Origin of the sequence: Streptomyces sp. NPDC016640, assembly GCF_043076215.1 — a bacterium.
In the GTDB taxonomy this organism is placed as follows: domain Bacteria; phylum Actinomycetota; class Actinomycetes; order Streptomycetales; family Streptomycetaceae; genus Streptomyces.
Map to the genome: position 1 here is coordinate 1 of NZ_JBIBRG010000013.1, position 21,204 is coordinate 21,204.

Here is a 21,204-nt window from a genome sequence, read left to right on the forward strand (position 1 = left end):
ACATGCGCGGCCGAGATCTCACCCACGGAGTGACCGGCCACGAACTCCGGCCGCACACCCCAGCTCTCCACCAGCCGGAACAGCGCCACCTCGACAGCGAACAACGCCGGCTGCGTGAACCCGGTCGTGCCGAGAAGCCCCGCCTCCGGCGAACCCTCCTCCGCGAACAACACCTCCCGCAACGGACGCTCCAGCTCCACGTCCAACCGCGCCAGTACCGCATCCAGCGCCTCGGCGAACACCGGGAACCGGGCGTACAACTCACGCCCCATCCCCACCCGCTGCGAACCCTGCCCCGAGAACAGCACCGCCAGCGACCGCTCGGCCGCACGACCACGCGCCACCTCGACCGGCGCCCCGCCCTCCGGACTCGTGCCCGCGAGCAGCACCACGCGGTGCTCGAACGCGGTGCGGCCGACGGCCAGGGTGTAGGCGGTGTCGAGGGCCGGGACGTCCGGGTGGGCGGCGGTGAACGACATCAGCCGCTCGGTCTGGTCCGTGAGGGCCTCGGTGGTGCGGGCGGACACGAGCCAGGGCGCCTCGGCGGGCGGCACGGGAGCCGCGTCGCCGTGGGACCCGGTGTCCGCCGGGGCCTGCTCCAGCAGGACGTGGGCGTTGGTGCCGCTGACGCCGAAGGCGGAGACGCCGGCGCGGCGGGGCCGGCCGGTCTCCGGCCAGGCGCGGCGCTCGCGGAGCAGGGAGACCGTGCCGTCGGACCAGTCGACGTGGGTCGACGGGGTGTCGATGTGCAGGGTCCGGGGCAGCTCGCCGTGGCGCAGGGCGAGCACGGTCTTGATGACGCCGGCGACACCGGCGGCGGCCTGGGTGTGGCCCAGGTTGGACTTGACCGTGCCGAGCAGCAGCGGGTGCTCCGGGGCGCGGCCGGTGCCGTAGGCGGCGATGAGGGCGTGCGCCTCGATCGGGTCGCCGAGGGTGGTGCCGGTGCCGTGCGCCTCGACCACGTCCACGTCGGCCGGGGTGAGGCGGGCGTCGGCGAGGGCGGCGCGGATGACGCGCTGCTGGGCGCGGCCGTTGGGGGCGGTCAGGCCGTTGGAGGCGCCGTCCTGGTTGACGGCCGCGCCGCGGACCACGGCGAGCACGGGGTGCCCGTTGCGGCGGGCGTCGGAGAGGCGCTCCAGGACCAGGACGCCCGCGCCCTCGGACCAGGCGGTGCCGTCGGCGGAGTCGGCGAAGGCCTTGCAGCGGCCGTCGCCGGCGAGGCCGCCCTGGGCGGTGAACTCCACGAAGGCGTCGGGGCTGGACATCACCGAGACGCCGCCGGCCAGGACCAGGGAGCACTCGCCGGAGCGCAGCGCCGTGGCGGCCATGTGCAGGGCGACGAGCGCCGAGGAGCAGGCGGTGTCGACGGTGACGGCGGGGCCCTCCAGGCCGAGGGTGTAGGACAGCCGGCCGGACATGACGCTGGCGGTGGTGCCGGTGGCGGCGTGGCCCTGCACGTCGGTGGTGCCGCGGCGCAGCATGGTGGCGTAGTCCTGGCCGTTGGTGCCGACGAAGACGCCGGTGGCACTCCCGCGCAGGCCCGCCGGGTCGATGCCGGCGCGCTCCAGGGCCTCCCAGGAGGTCTCCAGGAGGAGCCGCTGCTGCGGGTCCATGGCGAGGGCCTCGCGCGGGGAGATCCCGAAGAAGGCGGCGTCGAAGAGGCCGGCGCCGTCGAGGAATCCGCCCTCCAGGGTGGCGGAGCCGCCGCGGGCGAGGGTGTCGAGGTCCCAGCCGCGGTCGGCGGGGAAGCCGGTGATGGCGTCACGGCCGTCGTACAGCAGGTCCCACAGGTCGTCGGGTGAGTCGACGCCGCCGGGGAAGCGGCAGCCCATGCCGACGATGACCACGGGGTCGTCGTCGCTCGCGCGGCCGGTGGTGTCCACGGCGGCGCGGCCGTCGGCCGGCTCGGGCAGGGTGCCGAGCAGTTCGGTGAGGAGGTGGGCGGCCAGGTCGCGGGTGGTGGGGTGGTCGTAGACGAGGGTGGCGGGCAGCTTCAGGCCGGTGGTGGCGTTGAGGGTGTTGCGCAGTTCGACGGTGGTCAGCGAGTCGAAGCCGAGGTCGGTGAAGGCCTGGTCGGGTTCGACGGCGGCCGGGTCGGGGTGGCCGAGGACGCCGGCGACCTGGGCGCGCACGAAGTCCAGGACGTACCGCTGCCGGGCTGGTGCGGTGAGCGCGGCGAGTTCCCGGCCGAGCGCCGGACCGGCGGTCGTGGCCGCGGTCGTGGAGTCGGCGGTGGTGGCGCGCAGTTCGGGCAGGTCGCGGACGAGGGGGCGGTTGGCGGCGAAGACCGCCGCGTACCGCTGCCAGTCGATGTCGGCGACGGTGAGCGCGGTGTCGCCGTGCTCGACGGCGGTGTCGAGGGCGGCGAGCGCGTCCTCGGCGCTCATCGGGGTGAAGCCGCCGCGGCGGACGCGGTCCTCCACTCCGGTGCCGTCGCCGGCCATGCCGGTGCCGGCCCAGGGGCCCCAGGCGACGGAGGTGGCGGGCAGGCCGGCGGCGCGGCGGTGTTCGGCGAGGGCGTCCAGGTAGGCGTTGGCGGCCGCGTAGTTGCCCTGGCCGGCGGCGCCGAGGCTGCCGGCGGTGGAGGAGAACAGCACGAAGTCGGTGAGACCGCTGTCGCGGGTCAGTTCGTGCAGGTGGGCGGCGGAGTGCGCCTTGGCCTTCAGGACGGTGTCGAACCGCTGCGGGGTGAGCGTGTGGAGCACGCCGTCGTCGAGCACGCCGGCGGTGTGGATCACCGCGGTGAGGGGGTGCTCGGCGGGTACGGCCGCGAGGACGGCGGCGAGGGCGTCGCGGTCGGCGGTGTCGCAGGCGGCGATCGTCACCTGGGCGCCCAGCTCCCGCAGTTCGGCCGCGAGTTCGCCGGCGCCGGGCGCGTCCGGGCCGCGGCGGCTGACCAGCAGCAGGTGCGGGGTGCCGCGTTCGGCGAGGCGGCGGGCGACGTGGGCGCCGAGGGCGCCGGTGCCGCCGGTGATCAGGGCGGTGCCCTCGGGGGCGAACCGCCGGGGGGCGGGGCCGTCGGGCGCGGGGTGGTGGGCCAGGCGGCGGGCGTAGGTGGCGGAGGCGCGGACGGCGAGGTCGGTCTCCTCGCCGGGTTCGGCCAGGAGGTGGGCCAGGCGGCGTACGGCCTGGGTGTCGAGGTGTTCGGGGAGGTCGACGACGCCGAAGCGGCGCTCGGGGTGTTCCAGGGCGGCGACCCGGACGAGGCCACGCGCGGCGGCCTGCCCGGGGTGGGCGAGGCGGTCGGCGCGGCCGGTGGTGACGGCCCGGCGGGTGAGGATCCACAGCGGGGCGTGGATCCCCGCGTCCCCGAGGGCCTGTACGGCGGTGGCCGTGGGCAGCACTCCGTCGAGGCCGGCGGGGTCGTCGGCGTCGGGGTCGTCCGCGCCGAGGGCGAGCAGGGACAGGACGCCGGTGAAGCCGCCGTCGGGCGCCGGCAGTTCCCGCAGGAGGCCGGCGAGGCCCGTGCGGTCCCGGCCGTCGGTGGTCACGCGTACGGCCTGCAGGCCGAGGGTGTCCGGCAGTCCGGCCACGTCGGTGCCGGGGCCGGTGGCCGGGAGCAGGACGAGCCAGGTACCGGCCGGCCGCGCGGTGGGGGCGCCGTCCAGCGGCTTCCACACGGCGCGGTGGCGGCGGGCGTCGGCGGCGGCCCGCTCGGTGCGGCGGCGCCGCCACGCGGACAGGGCGGGCACGAGCGCGGCGAGGGTGTCGTCGTCGAGGCCGAGGTCGGCGCCGAGGGCGGGCAGGTCGGCGCGCTCGACGGCGGACCAGAACGCGGCGTCCGCGCCGTCGGCCGGACCGGCCGCGGTCGTCGGGGCGGGTCCGTAGGTGGTGTCGGGCCAGTAGCGGCTGTGCTGGAAGGCGTAGGTGGGCAGGTCGACGCGGCGGGCGCCGGTGCCGCGCAGGACGCCGGACCAGTCGACGCGGGCGCCGTGGACGTGGACGCGGGCCAGGGCGGCGGTGAGCGCGGTGGCCTCGTCGCGGTCGCGGCGCAGCGCGGGCACCGTGGTCACCTCGGCGTGCGCCGGCGTGCCGGTGTCCTCGGCGGCGTCGAGGACCTCGCGGGCGGCGGCGGACAGGGTGCCGTCGGGGCCGATCTCCAGGAAGGAGGTGTGGCCCTGCCGGGCGAGGGTGCGCACCGCGTCGGCGAAGCGGACGGTGGCGCGGACCTGCCGCACCCAGTAGTCGGGGGTGCGCAGCGCGTCGGTGTCGGCGGGCTCGCCGGTGACGGTGGACACCAGCGGGACGGACGGCAGGTGGTAGGTGAGGCCGCGGGCGACCCGCGCGAAGTCGTCGAGCATGGCGTCCATGCGCGGCGAGTGGAAGGCGTGGCTGACGCGCAGGACGCGGGTCTTGCGGCCGTCCTCGGCGAGCCGGGCGGCGATCCGGGTGACGGCGTCCCCGTCGCCGGACAGGACGACGGAGCGGGGGCCGTTGACCGCGGCGAGGGAGACCTGGTCCTCCAGGCCGTCCAGCAGCGGCAGCACCTCGTCCTCGGTGGCCTGTACGGCGACCATGGCGCCGCCGGCCGGCAGGGCGGCCATCAGGCGGCCGCGGGCGGCGACGAGGGTGCAGGCGTCGTCCAGGGAGAGGACACCGGCGACGTGGGCGGCGGCGAGTTCGCCGATGGAGTGGCCGGCGACGCTGTCGGGGACGGTGCCCCAGGACTCGACGAGCCGGTAGAGGGCCACCTCGAGGGCGAACAGGGCGGGCTGGGTGTAGGCGGTGTCGTGCAGGAGGGCCGCGTTCGGGGTGCCCTCGTCGGCGAACAGCACGTCCCGCAGCGGGTGTTCGAGTTCCCGGTCGAAGCGGGTGAGGACGTCGTCCAGGGCGTCCGCGAAGACCGGGTGGCGGCCGTACAGTTCGCGGCCCATGGCGGCGCGCTGGCTGCCCTGCCCGGTGAACAGGAAGGCCAGGCGGCCCCGGGAGGGCGCGCCGGTGACGAGGGCGCCGTCGGGGGTGCCGTCGCGCAGGGCGGTCAGGGCGCGCAGGACCCCGTCGCGGTCGCCGGCCAGGACGGCGGCGCGGTGTTCCAGGGTGCCGCGGGTGGTGGCCAGGGAGTGGGCCACGTCGAGCAGCGGGACGTCCGGGTGGTCCTCGGTGTGGTCGAGGAGCCGGCCGGCCTGGGCGCGCAGGGCGGGGGCGGTGCGGGCGGACAGGACCAGTGGCACGCCGGCCGGCAGGGTGGCGGGGTCCACGGCGGGCGCGGTCCGCGCCTCGTCGGCGTCGGGGGTCTCGGGGGCCTGTTCGACGACGGTGTGGACGTTGGTGCCGCTCAGGCCGAAGGAGGAGACGGCGGCGCGGCGGGGCCGGCCGGTCTCGGGCCAGGGCACGGTGCCGGTGGCCAGGTCGATGGCGCCGGAGTTCCAGTCGACGTGGCTGGAGGGGGTGTCCACGTGCAGGGTGGGCGGCACGGTGCCGTGGCGCATCGCCATGACCATCTTCATGACGCCGGCGATGCCGGACGCCATCTGGGTGTGGCCGATGTTGGACTTCACCGAGCCGAGCAGCAGCGGCCGGTCGGCGGGCCGGCCCTGGCCGTAGGTGGCGAGCAGGGCCTGCGCCTCGATGGGGTCGCCGAGCGCGGTGCCGGTGCCGTGGCCCTCGACCACGTCGACGTCGGCCGGGGTGAGGTTCGCGTTGCTGAGGGCCTGGCGGATCACCCGGGCCTGGGAGGGGCCGTTGGGGGCGGTGAGGCCGTTGGAGGCGCCGTCCTGGTTGACGGCGGAGCCGCGGATCACGGCGAGCACGGGGTGCCCGTTGCGGCGGGCGTCGGAGAGCCGTTCGACCAGGACGAGGCCGACGCCCTCGGCGAGGCTCATGCCGTCGGCGCCCTCGGCGTACGCCTTGCAGCGGCCGTCGGGGGCCATGGCGCGCTGGCGGCTGAAGCCGGTGAAGGCGCTGGGGGTGGCCATGACGCTGACGCCGCCGGCGAGGGCGAGGGTGCTCTCGCCGTTGCGCAGCGACTGGCAGGCCAGGTGCAGCGCGACGAGCGAGGAGGAGCAGGCGGTGTCCAGGGTGACGGCCGGGCCCTCCAGGCCGAAGGTGTAGGCGAGGCGGCCGGACATCACGCTGGAGATGGTGCCGGTGATGAGGTGGCCCTCGGCGCCCTCGGTCGAGGCGCCGCCCGCCGTGTAGTCCTGGTAGCTGGCGCCGATGAAGGTGCCGGTGAGGCTGCCGCGGAGGGTGGCGGGGTCGATGCCGGCGCGTTCCAGGACCTCCCAGCCGGTCTCCAGCAGGAGCCGCTGCTGCGGGTCCATGGCGAGGGCCTCGCGCGGGGAGATGCCGAAGAAGCCGGCGTCGAAGTCGGCGACGTCGTGGAGGAAGCCGCCCTGGGTGGAGTAGGTGGTGCCGGGCTTGTCGGGGTCGGGGTCGTAGAGGGCGTCGGCGTCCCAGCCGCGGTCGGCGGGGAAGCCGGTGATGGCGTCGCCGCCGGCCGCGACGAGGTCCCACAGGGCCTCGGGGCTGGTGATGCCGCCGGGGTAGCGGCAGCTCATGGCGACGACGGCGATGGGCTCGTCGTCGACGGCGGCGGTGGTGCGCACCGGTCCGCCGTCCTCGGTGCCGGGGCCGCCGATGAGGCCGCGCAGGTGCGCGACGAGGGTGAGCGGGTCCGGGTAGTCGAACACGAGGGTGCTCGGCAGGGTGAGGCCGGTGACGGCGGCGAGCCGGTTGCGCAGGTCGACGGCGGTGAGCGAGTCGAAGCCGACGTCGCGGAAGGCGCGGCGCTCGGACAGCACCTCGGGGGAGGCGTGGCCGAGGACGGTGGCGGCCTCGGAGCGGACCAGGTCCAGCAGGAGGCGGTCCTGTTCGCCGGCGGGCAGCGCGCGCAGCCAGCCGGCGAACTCGCCGCCGTCGGCGGCGCGGGCCTGGGACTCCTCGGTCAGCCGCCGTACGTCGGGGACGTCCTCGAAGATGTCGGTGGGCCGCGAGGAGGTGAACACCGGGTGGTAGCGGTCCCAGTCGACGTCGGCGACGGCGAGGACGCCCTCGTCGGCGTCGAGGGCCCCCCGGAGTCCTGCGAGGGCCAGCTCGGGGTTCATGAAGACCAGTCCGCTGCGGCGGATCTGGCCGGGGTCGACGCGGCCGAGTTTCATGTCGTCGGCCCAGATGCCCCACGAGATCGCGGTGGCGCGGGCGCCGCGGGCGCGGCGGTGCTCGGCGAGCGCGTTGAGGTGGGCGTTGGCGGCGACGTACGCGGCGTGTCGGCCGCTGCCCCACATGCCGGCGGTGGAGGAGTACAGGACGAACGCGTCGAGCTGGTCGTCGTCGAGGAGTTCGTCGAGGTGGGCGGCGCCGGCGGTCTTGGCGTGCACGACCTTGGCGAAGGCGTCCAGACCGGTCTCGTCGATCGACTGGAGTTCGATGACGGCGGCGGTGTGGAAGACGCTGCGGACGGTGCGGCCCTCGGCGGCGAGCCGGTCCAGGAGCGCGGCGACGGCGTCCCGGTCGGTGACGTCGCAGGCGGCGACGGTGGCGGTGCAGCCGCGTCCGGCGAGATCGGCGACGAGTTCGGCCGCGCCGGGGGCGCTGTCGCCGCGTCGGCTGGTGAGCACCAGGTCGCGGGCACCCTGGTCGGCGAGCCAGCGGGCCAGGTGGGGGCCGAGGGTGCCGGTGCCGCCGGTGACCAGGACGGTGCCGCGCGGGTTCCAGCCGGGACCGCCGGCGGGGGCGGGCGCCGGGGCGACGCGGCGGGCGAGCACGCCGGAGGCGCGGACGGCGAGCTGGTCCTCGCCGGTGCTGCCGGTGAGGACGGCGGCGAGCCGCTGGGCGGCGCGGTGGTCGAGGGTTTCGGGCAGGTCGACGGTGCCGCCCCAGCGCTGCGGGTGTTCCAGCGCGGCGGTCCAGCCGAGGCCGTGCACCATGGCCTGCGTGGGCCGGGTGAGCCGGTCGGCGCGGCCGGTGGAGACGGCGCCGCGGGTCAGCGCCCACAGGGGCGCGTCGACGCCGGCGTCGCCGAGGGCCTGGATCAGGGTGACGGAGAGCGCGAGCCCGGCGGGCAGGACGGGGTGGAGGGTGCCGGTGTCCTCGGCGGCGGCCAGCAGCGACACCACACCGGTGGGTTCGGGCAGGTCGCGCAGGCGGGCGGCGAGGTGGCCGCGGTCGGTGTCGGCGGCGTCGAGGCGCAGCGGCACCGCGTCGGCGCCGTGCGCGGTGAGCGCCTCCCGTACGGCGGCGGTGTGCTCGGGGTCGGTGCCGTCTGCGGTGACCAGCAGCCAGGTGCCGGTGAGGGCGGCGTCGGGTAGGGCGCCGAGCGGCTTCCAGGTGGCGCGGTAGCGCCAGGAGCCGACGGTGGAGCGGTCACGGCGCTGCCGTCGCCAGGTGGACAGGGCGGGCAGGACGGGGGCGAGGGCGTCGCGGTCCAGGTGCAGGCGGGTGGCGAGGGAGTCGACGTCCTCCTGCTCGACCTCGGTCCAGAACTCGGCGTCGGCGGGATCGCCGTCGGCCGCGGCGCGCGGCGGCGCGGCCTCGGTCCACAGGTGCTCGCGCTGGAAGGCGTAGGTGGGCAGGGGTGTCCTGCGGGCGCCGCATCCGGCGTAGACGGCGGCCCAGTCGGCGCGGCCGCCGCGGACCCACTGCTCGGCGAGGGAGGCCAGGAAGCGGCCGGTGCCGTCCTGTTCGCGGCGCAGGGTGCCGGTGACGGCGACCGGGTCGCCGGTGTCCTCGGCGGTGGCCTGCACCGCCATGGTGAGCACGGGGTGCGGGCTGATCTCGACGAACACGGTGTGTCCGGCGCCGATGAGGGCGCGTACGGCGTCCTCGAAGCGGACGGTCTGCCGCAGGTTGCGGTACCAGTAGGCGGCGTCCGTGGCGGCGGTGCCGAGGATCTCTCCGGTGACGGTGGAGTGGAACGGCACCCGCGCCTGACGGGGTGTCACGGGGGCGAGCAGTTCGAGGAGTTCGTCGTGGATGCGCTCGACCTGCGGGGAGTGGGAGGCGTAGTCCACGGCGACGCGGCGGGCGCGTACGTCCCGGGCGGTGAACTCGGCGTGCAGGGCGTCGAGCGCGTCGGGGGTGCCGGCGAGGACCACCGAGCGTGGCCCGTTGACGGCGGCGACGGACACGGCGCCGCCGTGGGCGGCCAGGTACTCCTCGGCCTCGGCGGCGGGCAGCTGGACGGACATCATGCCGCCGGCGCCGGCCAGGACGCGGCCGATGGCCTGGCTGCGCAGGGCGACGACGCGGGCGCCGTCCTCCAGGGACAGGGCGCCGGAGACGACGGCGGCGGCGATCTCGCCCTGGGAGTGGCCGACGACGGCGTCCGGGGTGACGCCGTGGGCGCGCCACAGCTCGGCCAGGGACACCATCACGGCCCAGGTGGCGGGCTGGACGACGTCGACGCGGTCGAAGTCGGGCGCGCCGTCGGCGCCGCGGACGACGTCGGTCAGGGACCAGTCGGTGAACGGGGCGAGCGCGGCGGCGCACTCGTGCAGCCGCTCGGCGAACACGGGTGAGGTGTCGAGGAGTTCGGCGCCCATGCCGGCCCACTGGGAGCCCTGCCCGGGGAAGACGAACACGGTGCGGCCGTCGGTGTCGGCGGTGCCGCTCACCACCTGGGCGGTGGACTCGCCGTCGGCGAACGCGGTGAGCGCGCCGGTGAGTTCACCGGCGGTGGTGCCGAGGGCGACGGCGCGGTGCTCCAGTACGGAGCGGGCGGTGATCAGGGTGTGGCCGACGTCGGCGGGGTGCGGCTCGGCGGCGGTGACGTGCTCGGCGAGGTTGCGGGCCTGGCCGCGCAGCGCGGCCGGGGCGGCGGCGGACAGGATCCAGGGCAGGGTGCCGCCGGCCGGGAGCCTGGGCTCGGCGGTCTCGGCGGCCTCGACGGGTTCCGGGGCGGGCGCCTGTTCCAGGATGGCGTGCGCGTTGGTGCCGCTGATGCCGAAGGAGGAGACGGCGCAGCGCAGCGGGGCGTCGTCCTTGTGCCAGTCGGTGGTCTCGGTGACGAGGCGGACGGCGCCGGACTCCCAGTCGACGTGGCGGGAGGGGCGGTCGGCGTGCAGGGTGCGCGGCAGGGTGCCGTGCCGCATCGCCATGACCATCTTGATGATGCCGGCGACGCCGGCCGCCGACTGGGTGTGGCCGATGTTGGACTTCACCGAGCCGAGCAGCAGCGGCCGCTGCGGGTCGCGGTCCTGGCCGTAGGTGGTGAGCAGGGCCTGCGCCTCGATGGGGTCGCCGAGCGCGGTGCCGGTGCCGTGCGCCTCGACCACGTCGATGTCGTCGGCGGCGAGCCCGGCGGCGTTCAGGGCCTGGCGGATGACGCGGACCTGGGAGGGGCCGTTGGGGGCGGTGAGGCCGTTGGAGGCGCCGTCCTGGTTGATGGCGGAGCCGCGGACGACGGCGAGGATCTCGTGGCCGTTGCGGCGGGCGTCGGAGAGGCGTTCCAGGACGAGGACGCCGATGCCCTCGGCGAGGGTCATGCCGTCGGCGTCGTCGGAGAACGCCTTGCAGCGTCCGTCGCGGGCCAGCGCCCGCTGCCGGCTGAACGCGATGAACGACATCGGGTTGGTCATGACGGTGGCGCCGCCCGCGAGGGCGAGGCTGCTCTCGCCGTTGCGCAGCGACTGGCAGGCCAGGTGCAGCGCGACCAGGGAGGAGGAGCAGGCGGTGTCGACGGTGACCGCCGGGCCCTCCAGGCCGAAGGTGTAGGCGAGGCGGCCGGACAGGACGCTGGGGCTGGAGCCGGTGACGGCGTGCCCGGCGGAGCCGTCGTCCATGGCGACGCCGTAGTCCTGGTAGGTGGAGCCGATGAAGGTGCCGGTGGGCGTGGAGTGCACCGCGGCGGGGTCGATCCCGGCGTGCTCGAACGCCTCCCAGGTGGTCTCCAGGAGCAGCCGCTGCTGCGGGTCCATGGTGACGGCCTCGCGGGGCGAGATGCCGAAGAAGCCGGGGTCGAACTCGCCCGCGTCGTGCAGGAAGCCGCCGAGGGTGGAGTAGGTGGTGCCGGGGTTGTCGGGGTCGGGGTCGTAGAGGGCGTCGGCGTCCCAGCCGCGGTTGGCGGGGAACTCGGAGATGGTGTCGGTGCCGTCGGCGACGAGCCGCCAGAACGCGTCGGCGGAGCGGGCGCCGCCGGGGAAGCGGCAGCTCATGCCGATGATGGCGATGGGCTCGTCGGTGGCGCCCGGGCCGTCGGCGGCGGCCGGCGCGCTGTCGCCGGTGCCGAGGAGTTCGTCCCGGAGGTGGCGGGCGAGGGCGGCCGGGTTGGGGTAGTCGAAGACCAGGGTGGTGGGCAGGGCGAGGCCGGTGAGCGCGGCGAGGCGCTTGCGCAGTTCCACGGCGGTCAGCGAGTCGAAGCCCGCGTCGCGGAAGGCCCGCTTGGCGGGGACGCCGTCGGCGGAGGTGTGGCCGAGGACGACGGCGGCCTCGGAGCGCACCAGGTCCAGGAGCAGCCGCTCCTGCTCGTCGCCGGTCAGTCCGCGCAGCCGGCCGGCCAGTTCGGAGACGGCGGCGGTGGCGTCCGCCGGGGCGGCGAGGGCGCGGACGGTGTCGATCTCGTCGAACAGGCGGCTGGCGCGTACGGCGGTGAAGACCGGGTGGTACTGGTCCCAGTCGACGTCGGCGACGGTGACCGCGGTGTCCCGCTGGACGAGGGCGCGGCGCAGTTCCGTGACGGCGGTGGCGGGGGCCAGCAGGCGCAGTCCGCTGCGTTCGAGGGTGTCGGAGACGGAGTGGTGCGCGTGGGCCATGCCGATCTCGGCCCACGGGCCCCAGGCGACGGCGGTGGCGGCCAGGCCGCGGGCGCGCCGGTGCTCGGCGAGGGCGTCGAGGTAGGCGTTGGCGGCGGCGTAGGCGCTCTGCCCGGCGCTGCCCCACACTCCGGCGACGGACGAGTACAGCAGGAAGAAGTCCAGGTCGTGGCCGTCGAGCAGGGCGTCGAGATGGGCGGCGCCGAGGGTCTTGGCGGCCATCGCGGCGGCGGTGTCGGCCAGCGGGGTGGCGGACAGGGGGGCGGCCTGGCCGACGCCGGCGGCGTGCACCACACCGGTGAGCGGGGCGTCGTCGGGGACGGCGGCGAGGACGGCCGCGAGGGCGTCGCGGTCGGCGCTGTCGCAGGCGGCGAGGGTGACGCGGGCGCCCGACTCCTGGAGTTCGGCGGCGAGTTCGGCGGCGCCCGGCGCGTCGGGGCCGCGCCGGCTGGTGAGGATCAGGTGGGCGGCGCCGGCGCGGGCCAGCAGACGGGCGGTCTCGGCGCCGAGTCCGCCGGTGCCGCCGGTGACGAGGACGGTGCCGGAGACGGTGAGGGCGTCCTCGCGGGGCAGGTCGGCGCCGGGGTGGCGGACGACGCGGCGGGCGAGTACGCCGGAGGCGCGTACGGCGACCTGGTCGTCGCCGTCGCGGGCGGCGAGCACGCCGGCCAGGCGCTGCGCCGCGGGCGCGTCGAGGACGGCCGGCAGGTCGACGAGGCCGCCCGGCTGCTCGGGGCGTTCCAGGGCGGTGACCCGGCCCAGGCCCCAGTGGGCGGCGCGGGCGGGGTGGGTGAGCGGGTCGCCGGTGCCGGTGGAGACGGCGCCGCGGGTGACCGTCCACAGCGGGGCGGTGGTGCCGGTGTCGCCGCAGGCCTGGGCGAGGACGACGCCGAGGGCGAAGCCGGGCGGGAGACCGCCGGTGGCGGTGTCCCCCGGGGTCGTGCCGGTGGGGTGGGGGCCGTCGGCGAGCGGCAGCAGGTTCAGGACGCCGGCGGCGTCGGTGGCCCCGGCGGCGCGCAGGGCGTCGGCGAGCCGCTCGCGGTCGAGGTGGGAGGCGTCGAGCTCCAGGCGCCGGAGCAGGGCGCCGTGGCCGCGCAGCGCGTCGAGTACCTCGTCGGCCTCGTCGCCGGCGGTGGTGACGGCCAGCCAGGTGCCGTCCAGGACGGGGGCGCCGGTGGTGGTGGCGGGCCGCCAGGCGACCTGGTAGCGGGCGGCGTCCAGGACGGCCTTCTCCTGGCGGGCGCGCCGCCAGGACGACAGCGAGGGCAGCAGCGCGTACAGGGAGGCGTGCTCCTCGTCGCGCAGGCCGAGCAGCCCGGCGAGCCCGTCGGCGTCGCCGCGTTCGACGGCGGTCCACAGGGCGGCGTCGGCGGGGTCCGAGGCGGCGCGGCGGGCGCCGGGGGCGGTGGTGTCCGGCCAGTACGTCTCGTGCTGGAAGGCGTAGGTGGGCAGTTCGACGGTGGTGGCGCCGGTGCCGGTGTGCGCGGCCGCCCAGTCGACGCGGACCCCGCGCACGTGCAGGCGGGCGAGGGCGGTGAGGGCGCTGACGTCCTCGGGGCGGTCGGTGCGCAGCAGCGGCACGGCGTCGGTGCCGGCGTCGTCGCCGAGGGTGTCCTCGGCGAGGGCGGCCAGGGAGCCGCCGGGGCCGAGCTCGAGGAAGGTGGCCGCGCCCGCCTCGTGGGCGGCGCGCACGGCGTCGGCGAAGCGGACGGTGCCGCGGACGTGGCGCACCCAGTAGTCGGCGGTGCGCAGGTCGTCGCCGGTGGCGGGGCGGCCGGTGAGGTCGGAGACGACCGGCACGGCCGGCTCGTGGTAGGTCAGGCCGTCGGCGACCCGGCGGTAGGCGTCGAGCATGGCGTCCATGCGCGGCGAGTGGAAGGCGTGGCTGACCCGCAGCCGGCGGGTGGTGCGGCCCTGGCCGGCGAAGTGGGCGGCGACGCGCTCGGCGGCGTCCTCGTCCCCGGCGACCACGACGGAGCCGGGGCTGTTGACGGCGGCCAGGGAGACCTGGTCCGCCAGGCCGTCCAGCAGCGGCAGCACCTCGTCCTCGGTGGCCTGTACGGAGTACATGGCGCCGCCCTCGGGCAGCGCCTGCATGAGCCGGGCGCGCGCGGCGACCAGGGCGCAGGCGTCGTCCAGGGAGAGGACGCCCGCGGCGTGGGCGGCGGTGATGCCGCCGATGGAGTGGCCGAGGAGCACGCCGGGGCGCACGCCCCAGGAGCGGACCAGGTGGTACAGGGCGGTTTCGAGGGCGAACAGGGCGGGCTGGGTCCAGCCGGTCTCGTAGAGCGCGGCGGCCTCGGGGCTGCCGTCCTCGGCGAACAGGACGTCCTTGAGGGAGCGCGGCGCGGTGTCCGTCTCCGGGTCGGTGAGCAGCGGGTCGAGCTTCGCCACGACCTCGTCCAGCGCGGCGGCGAACTCCGGGTACCGGGCGTACAGTCCGCGGCCGGTGCCGGGGCGCTGGCTGCCCTGCCCGGTGAACAGCAGGGCGGTACGGCCGGCGCCGCCGGTCTCGCCGAGGACCAGTGCCGGGTCGGGCCGGTCGGCGGCGAGGGCGGTCAGGGCCCGCCGTACGTCGTCGGGGGTGCCGACGGCTACGGCGCGCTGTTCGAACGCGGGCCGGGTGGTGGCCAGGGAGAGGGTCACGTCGGCGGGCGCGAGGGCGGGGCGCTCGTCCAGGTGGGCCAGCAGGCGGGCGGCCTGGGCGCGCAGCGCGGGCCGGGTGCGCCCGGACAGGACCCACGGCAGGACGGCGGGGGCGTCGGTGCCGTCGGTGCTCGCGGGGCGGGGCGCGGGCTGCGGTGCGGGCTGCTCCAGGACGACGTGCGCGTTGGTGCCGCTGATGCCGAAGGAGGAGACGGCGGCGCGGCGGGGGCGGTCCGTCTCGGGCCAGGCGGTGTGCTCCTGGAGGAGCGCGACCGCGCCGGACTCCCAGTCGACGTGGCGGGAGGGGCGGTCGGCGTGCAGGGTGCGCGGCAGTTCGCCGTGGCGCATCGCCATGACCATCTTGATCACGCCGGCGACGCCCGCGGCGGCCTGGGTGTGACCCAGGTTGGACTTCACCGAGCCGAGCAGCAGGGGGCGTTCGGGGTCGCGGTCCTGGCCGTAGGTGGCGAGCAGGGCCTGGGCCTCGATGGGGTCGCCGAGGCTGGTGCCGGTGCCGTGCGCCTCGACGGCGTCCACGTCGGCGGGGGTCAGTCCGGCGGCGCCGAGGGCCTGGCGGATGACGCGCTGCTGGGAGGGGCCGTTGGGTGCGGTGAGGCCGTTGGAGGCGCCGTCCTGGTTGACGGCGGAGCCGCGCACCACGGCCAGGACGCGGTGGCCGTTGCGGCGTGCGTCGGAGAGGCGTTCCAGGACGAGGACGCCGACGCCCTCGGACCAGCCGACGCCGTCGGCGTCGTCGGAGAAGGCCTTGCAGCGGCCGTCGGGCGACAGGCCGCGCTGGCGGGAGAACTCGATCAGGGAGGTCGGCGTGGACATCACGGTGACGCCGCCGGCCAGGGCGAGGGAGCACTCGCCGGAGCGCAGGGCCTGCATCGCCCAGTGCATGGCGACCAGGGAGGAGGAGCAGGCGGTGTCGACGGTGACCGCGGGGCCCTCCAGGCCGAGGGCGTAGGAGACCCGGCCGGAGGCGATGCTGGGCGCGGTGCCGCTGCCCTGGTGTCCCTCGAAACGCTCGTCGGCGAGGGTGGCGGAGTAGTCGCTGTACATGACGCCGGCGAAGACGCCGGTGCGGCTGCCGCGCAGGGAGACCGGGTCGATGCCGGCGTGTTCCACGGCGGTCCAGGACGCCTCCAGGAGCAGCCGCTGCTGGGAGTCGGTGGCCAGCGCCTCGCGGGGGCTCATGCCGAAGAAGCCGGGGTCGAAGTCGCCCGCGTCGTGCAGGAATCCGCCGTAGCGGGTGTACGAGGTGCCGGGGTGGTCGGGGTCCGGGTGGTACAGGGAGTCCAGGTCCCAGCCGCGGTTCACGGGCAGCCCGCTGACCGCGTCGGTGCCCTCGGTGACCAGGCGCCACAGGTCGTCGGGGGAGCTGACGCCACCGGGGTAGCGGCAGCTCATGCCGACGATGACGATCGGGTCCTCGGCGGTGGCGGCGGCGTTGACCGCCGGGGTGGCGGCGGACGCCTCCGCTTCGGCGCCGCCGGTCAGCTCCTCCAGCAGGTGGGCGGCGAGCGCGGACACCGTGGGGTAGTCGAAGACGACGGTGGCCGAGGTGCGCAGACCGGTGACGGCGGCGAGCCGGTTGCGCAGCTCGACGGCGGTCAGGGAGTCGAAACCGAGGTCCTGGAAGGCGCGTTCGGGGTCGATGTCCGCGGCGGAGGCGTGGCCGAGGACGGCGGCCACCTGGGCGCGCACCAGGTCGGTGACGGTCTCGGTGCGGGCCTCGGCGTCGAGCCGGGACAGCCGCTGGGTGAGGCCGAGGGCGGCCTCGGAACCGGTGCGCACGGTGCGGCGGCGGGCCCGGATCAGGCCCCGCAGCAGCGGCGGCACCTCTCCCTGGCCGCGCAGCGCGGCCAGGTCGAGCCGGACGGGCAGGACGGCCGCGCGGGGCAGGCAGAGGGCGGTGTCGAAGAGGGCGAGGCCGTCCTCGGGGGTGAGCGGGGGCGTGCCGGAGCGGGACAGGCGGCGCAGGTCGTGCTCGGTCAGTTCGCCGGTCATGCCGGTGCCGGGCGCCCAGGGGCCCCAGCCGAGGGAGAGTCCGGGCAGCCCGGAGGCGCGGCGGGTCGCGGCGAGCGCGTCGAGGAAGGCGTTGGCGGCGGCGTAGCCGGCCTGGGCGGGGGCTCCGGCGGTGCCGGCGAAGGAGGAGAAGACGACGAACGCGGCGAGGTCGAGGTCGCGCGTGGCCCGGTGCAGGTGCCAGACGGCGTCGGCCTTGGGCCGCAGGACGGCGGTGAGGCGGTCGGCGGTGAAGGACTCCACGAGCCCGTCGTCGAGGACGCCCGCGGTGTGCACCACGGCGGTGACGGGGTGGTCCTCGGGGATCGCGGCGAACAGCGCGGCGACGGCGTCGGGGTCGGCGGCGTCGCAGGCCCGGAGGGTGACCTCGGCGCCGGACTCGCGCAGGGCGTCGGCCAGTCCGGCGGCGCCGGGGGCGTCGGCTCCGCGCCTGCTGGTGAGGAGCAGGTGCCGTACGCCGCGTTCGGCGACGAGGTGGCGGGCGAGGACGGCGCCCAGGCCGCCGGTGCCGCCGGTGATCACGACGGTGCCGTCGGGGTTCCAGGCAGGGGTGTCCCGCTCGGCGGGCGGACGGACGCGGGCGAGACGGGCGCCGAGGACCGCGCCGTCGCGGACGGCGGTCCCCGGTTCGTCGGCGGTGAGGGCGGCCGCGAGGGCGGCGGGGTCGGCCGTGGACGCCGGGTCGAGGTCCAGGAGGCCGAAGCGGCCGGGGTGTTCGGTCTGCGCGGAGCGGACCAGGCCCCAGACGGCCGCCGCGGCGGGGTCGGTGACGCCGCCGCCGTCGGTGGCGACGGCGCCCCGGGTGACGAAGACCAGCCGGGAGCCGGACCGGGCCGGGTCGTCGAGCCAGTCCTTCAGGTGGCCGAGGGCGCGGGAGGTGACCTCGTGCACCGAGGTGAGCACCTGGTCCTCGCCCGCGCCGGCGACGGGGGCGAGCACCAGGTCCGGCGTCCCCTCGCCGCCGTCGGTGACCGTCACGCCGGCGGCGGTCAGGGCGGCGGTGAGGCCGAAGGGGTCGGTGCCGAGCAGACCGGCGGCCGCGGGCGGGGCGGTGCCGTCGGCGGAGGCGGTGATCCGGGTCCAGTCCAGGGCGAACAGCGCGTCCCGCTCCAGGGCGGAGGCCGCGGTGGCGCGCGCGTCCGGGGCGGTGCGCAGCACCAGGGAGGCCACGGAGGCGACGGGTGCGCCGGTGGCGTCGGTGACGGCGATCGACACGGCGTCGTCGCCGGCCGGGACGAGCCGCACGCGGGCCTCGGTGGCGCCGCTCGCGTGCAGGGTGACGTCCTGCCAGGAGAACGGCAGGCCGCCGCGTCCGTCCTCGCCGAGCGGGGCGAAGGCGGTGGCGTGCAGGGCCGCGTCGAGCAGTGCGGGGTGGAGGCCGAAGGAGGGCGCGTCACCGGCGGGTCCGGCGTCGAGGGCGACCTCGGCGAAGGTCTCCTCGCCGCGCCGCCACACCGCCCGCAGGCCGCGGAAGGCCGGGCCGTAGCCGAAGCCGGCGTCGGCGAGTGAGTCGTAGAAGCCGTCCAGGTCGACCGGCTCGGCGTCGGCCGGGGGCCACACGGCCGCGTCGAAGCCGTCCTCGTGGCGGGCGCCGGGGGCGAGGGTGCCGGTGGCGTGCCGGGTCCAGGGCTGGTCGTCGTCGCCGTCGGGGCGGGCGTAGAGGCTGAGGGTGCGGCGGCCGGTGTCGTCGGGGCCGGCGATCCACACCTGGACCTGGACGCCGCCGTCCTCGGGCAGGGCGAGCGGGGCGGCGAGGGTGAGGTCCTCGACGCGGTCGCAGCCGACCTCGTCGCCGGCCCGCACCGCCAGCTCCAGGAAGGCGGTGCCGGGCAGCAGGACGGTGCCGCGCACCGCGTGGTCGGCGAGCCAGGGGTGGGTGCGCACCGAGAGCCGGCCGGTGAGCAGCAGCCCGTCGGAGTTGGCGAGGGTGACGGCGGCGGCCAGCAGCGGGTGGTGGGCGGCGCCGAGGCCCGCGGCCCGTACGTCGCCGGCCGTGCCGGTGACGCCCTTGGGCCAGTACCGGCGGTGCTGGAAGGCGTAGGTCGGCAGGTCGGCGCGGTGGGCGCCGGTGCCCTCGAACCAGCGCTCCCAGCGCAGCGGAACGCCGTGCAGGTACAGGCCGGCGGCGGTCTCGGTGAGCGCGGTGGGCTCGGGGCGGTCCTTGCGCAGGGCGGGCAGGACGGCGGTGTCCTCGTGTCCGGCGGCGTCCAGGCAGGCGCGGGTGAGCGCGGACAGGGTGCCGTCGGGGCCGAGTTCGAGGAAGACGCCGGTGCCGTGGCCGGCCAGCCAGGACACGCCGTCGGCGAAGCGGACGGGGTGGCGGACGTGGTCGGCCCAGTAGTCGGCGGAGGTGAGCTGCTCGACGGTGGCGGGGGCGCCGGTGAGGTTGGAGACCACGGGGAGCGCGGGTGCCTGCGGGGACAGTCCGGCGACGACGTCGCGGAACTCCGCGAGCATCGGCTCCATCAGCGGCGAGTGGAAGGCGTGCGAGACGCGCAGCCGGCGGGTGCGGCGGCCGAGGGCGGCGAAGTGGGCGGCGACGGCGTCGACGTCGGCGGCGGTGCCCGCGACGACCACCGCCGAGGGGCCGTTGAGGGCGGCGATCGACACCCGGTCGGCGCGCTCGGCGACCAGCGGGGCCACCTCGTCCTCGGTGGCCTCGACGGAGACCATGGCGCCGCCTTCGGGCAGCGCCTCCATCAGCCGGCCGCGGGCGAGGACCAGGGTGCAGGCGTCCGCCAGGGAGAAGACGCCCGCCACGTGCGCGGCGGCGATCTCGCCGACGGAGTGGCCGGTGACGTGGTCGGGGGTGAGGCCCCAGGACTCGACCAGCCGGTACAGGGCGACTTCGAGGGCGAAGAGGGCGGGCTGCGCGTACCCGGTGCGGTCGAGCAGGGCGGCCTCGGCGGTGCCCTCCCCGGCCAGCAGGAGGGGGCGCAGCGGGCGGTCGAGTCCGGCGTCGAGGTGGCCGAGGATCTCGTCGAGGGCGCGGGCGAAGACGGGGAAGCGGGCGTACAGGTCACGGCCCATGCCAAGGCGCTGGGAGCCCTGGCCGGAGAAGAGCACGGCGAGCTTGGGGCGGCCGCGCGTCTGGCGGACGGTGAGGCCGGGCGCGTCCTCGCCGGCGGCGAGCGCCGTGAGGGCGGCGAGGGCGGTGTCGCGGTCGGCGGCGGTGAGCGCGGCGCGGTGCTCGAAGGCGGAGCGGGTGGTCGCCAGGGCGTGGGCGGCGTCGAGGGCGGTGAGCGCGGGCCGGTCGCGGAGGTGGGCCAGCAGCCGGTCGGCCTGCTCGCGCAGGGCGTCGGTGGTGCGGCCGGACAGCAGCCACGGCAGCACGCCGGGCTCGACGGCGGGGGCCGCGGGGGCCTCCTGAGCGCCGTCCGCGGCGGGCTCCTCGGCGGGGGCCTCCTCGATGATGGTGTGCGCGTTGGTGCCGGACAGGCCGAACGAGGAGACACCGGCGCGGCGCGGGGCGTTCTCGCGGCGCGGCCACGGCACGGGTTCGGTGAGGAGGCGGACGGCTCCCTCGGTCCAGTCGACGTGGGTGGACGGCCGGTCCACGTGCAGGGTGCGCGGGAGCAGGTCGTGGCGCATCGCCATGACCATCTTGATGATGCCGGCGACACCGGCGGCGGCCTGGGTGTGGCTGATGTTGGACTTCACCGAGCCGAGCAGCAGCGGCCGCTGCGGGTCGCGGCCCTGGCCGTAGGTGGCGAGCAGGGCCTGCGCCTCGACGGGGTCGCCGAGGACGGTGCCGGTGCCGTGCGCCTCGACCGCGTCGACCTCGGCGGCGGAGAGGCGGGCGTTGACCAGGGCGGCCTCGATGACGCGCTGCTGCGAGGGGCCGTTGGGGGCGGTCAGGCCGTTGGAGGCGCCGTCCTGGTTGACGGCGGAGCCACGCACCACGGCGAGCACGTGGTGGCCGTTGCGGCGGGCCTCGGACAGCCGCTCCAGGACGAGGACGCCGACGCCCTCGGACCAGCCGGTGCCGTTGGCGGCGTCGGCGAAGGACTTGCAGCGGCCGTCGCCCGCGAGGCCGCCCTGGCGGGCGAACTCGACGAACGTGGTGGGGCTGGCCATCACGGTGACACCGGCCGCCAACGCCAGCGAGCACTCCCCCGCGCGCAGCGACTGCGCGGCCAGGTGCAGGGCGACCAGCGAGGACGAGCAGGCGGTGTCGACGGTGACGGCGGGGCCGACGGCGCCGTAGAAGTAGGAGAGCCGGCCGGACAGGATGCTGGTGGCGTTGCCGGTCAGCTGGAAGCCCTGGACGTCGTCGTCGGGACCGACGCGGTAGTCCTGCGGCATGGCGCCGACGAACATGCCGGTGCGGCTGCCGCGGACGCCGGACGGGTCGATCCCGGCGCGCTCGAAGGCCTCCCAGGAGGTTTCCAGGAGCAGGCGCTGCTGCGGGTCCATGGAGAGCGCCTCGCGCGGCGAGATGCCGAAGAAGTCCGCGTCGAAGGCGGGCGCGTCGTGCAGGAAACCGCCGGCGAAGTCGGCGGGCCCGTCGCCGATCGCGGCCTCCCAGCCGCGGTCGTCGGGCATGGGGGTGATGCCGTCCTCACCGGCGACCAGCATCCGCCACAGGTCCTCCGGGCTGCTCACGCCGCCCGGGTAGCGGCAGCTCATGCCGACGATCGCGATGGGCTCGGTGGCCGCCGCCTCCAGCTCGCTCACCCGCTGCCGCGAACGCTTCAGATCGGCGCTCGCTCGCTTGAGGTAGTCCCGGAGCTTCTGTTCCTTGTCCATTTCAACGCAACCCATCTGGAAGAAGACCGGCGGACGGCCGGCCGTCCGGTGGGGACACCGGGTGTCCGGTGCGGCCGTTCGGCGGGACGAC

General features: G+C 76.7%; 1 protein-coding gene. It reads right to left on the minus strand.

All coding sequences use genetic code 11. The annotated features are described in order from the left end of the window. Nucleotides 1-21,113 (minus strand): type I polyketide synthase (locus tag ACF07S_RS24650; protein WP_391975132.1); only part of this gene is annotated, 21,113 nt, incomplete at its 3' end. Between the last annotated feature and the right edge of the window lie 91 nt (nucleotides 21,114-21,204).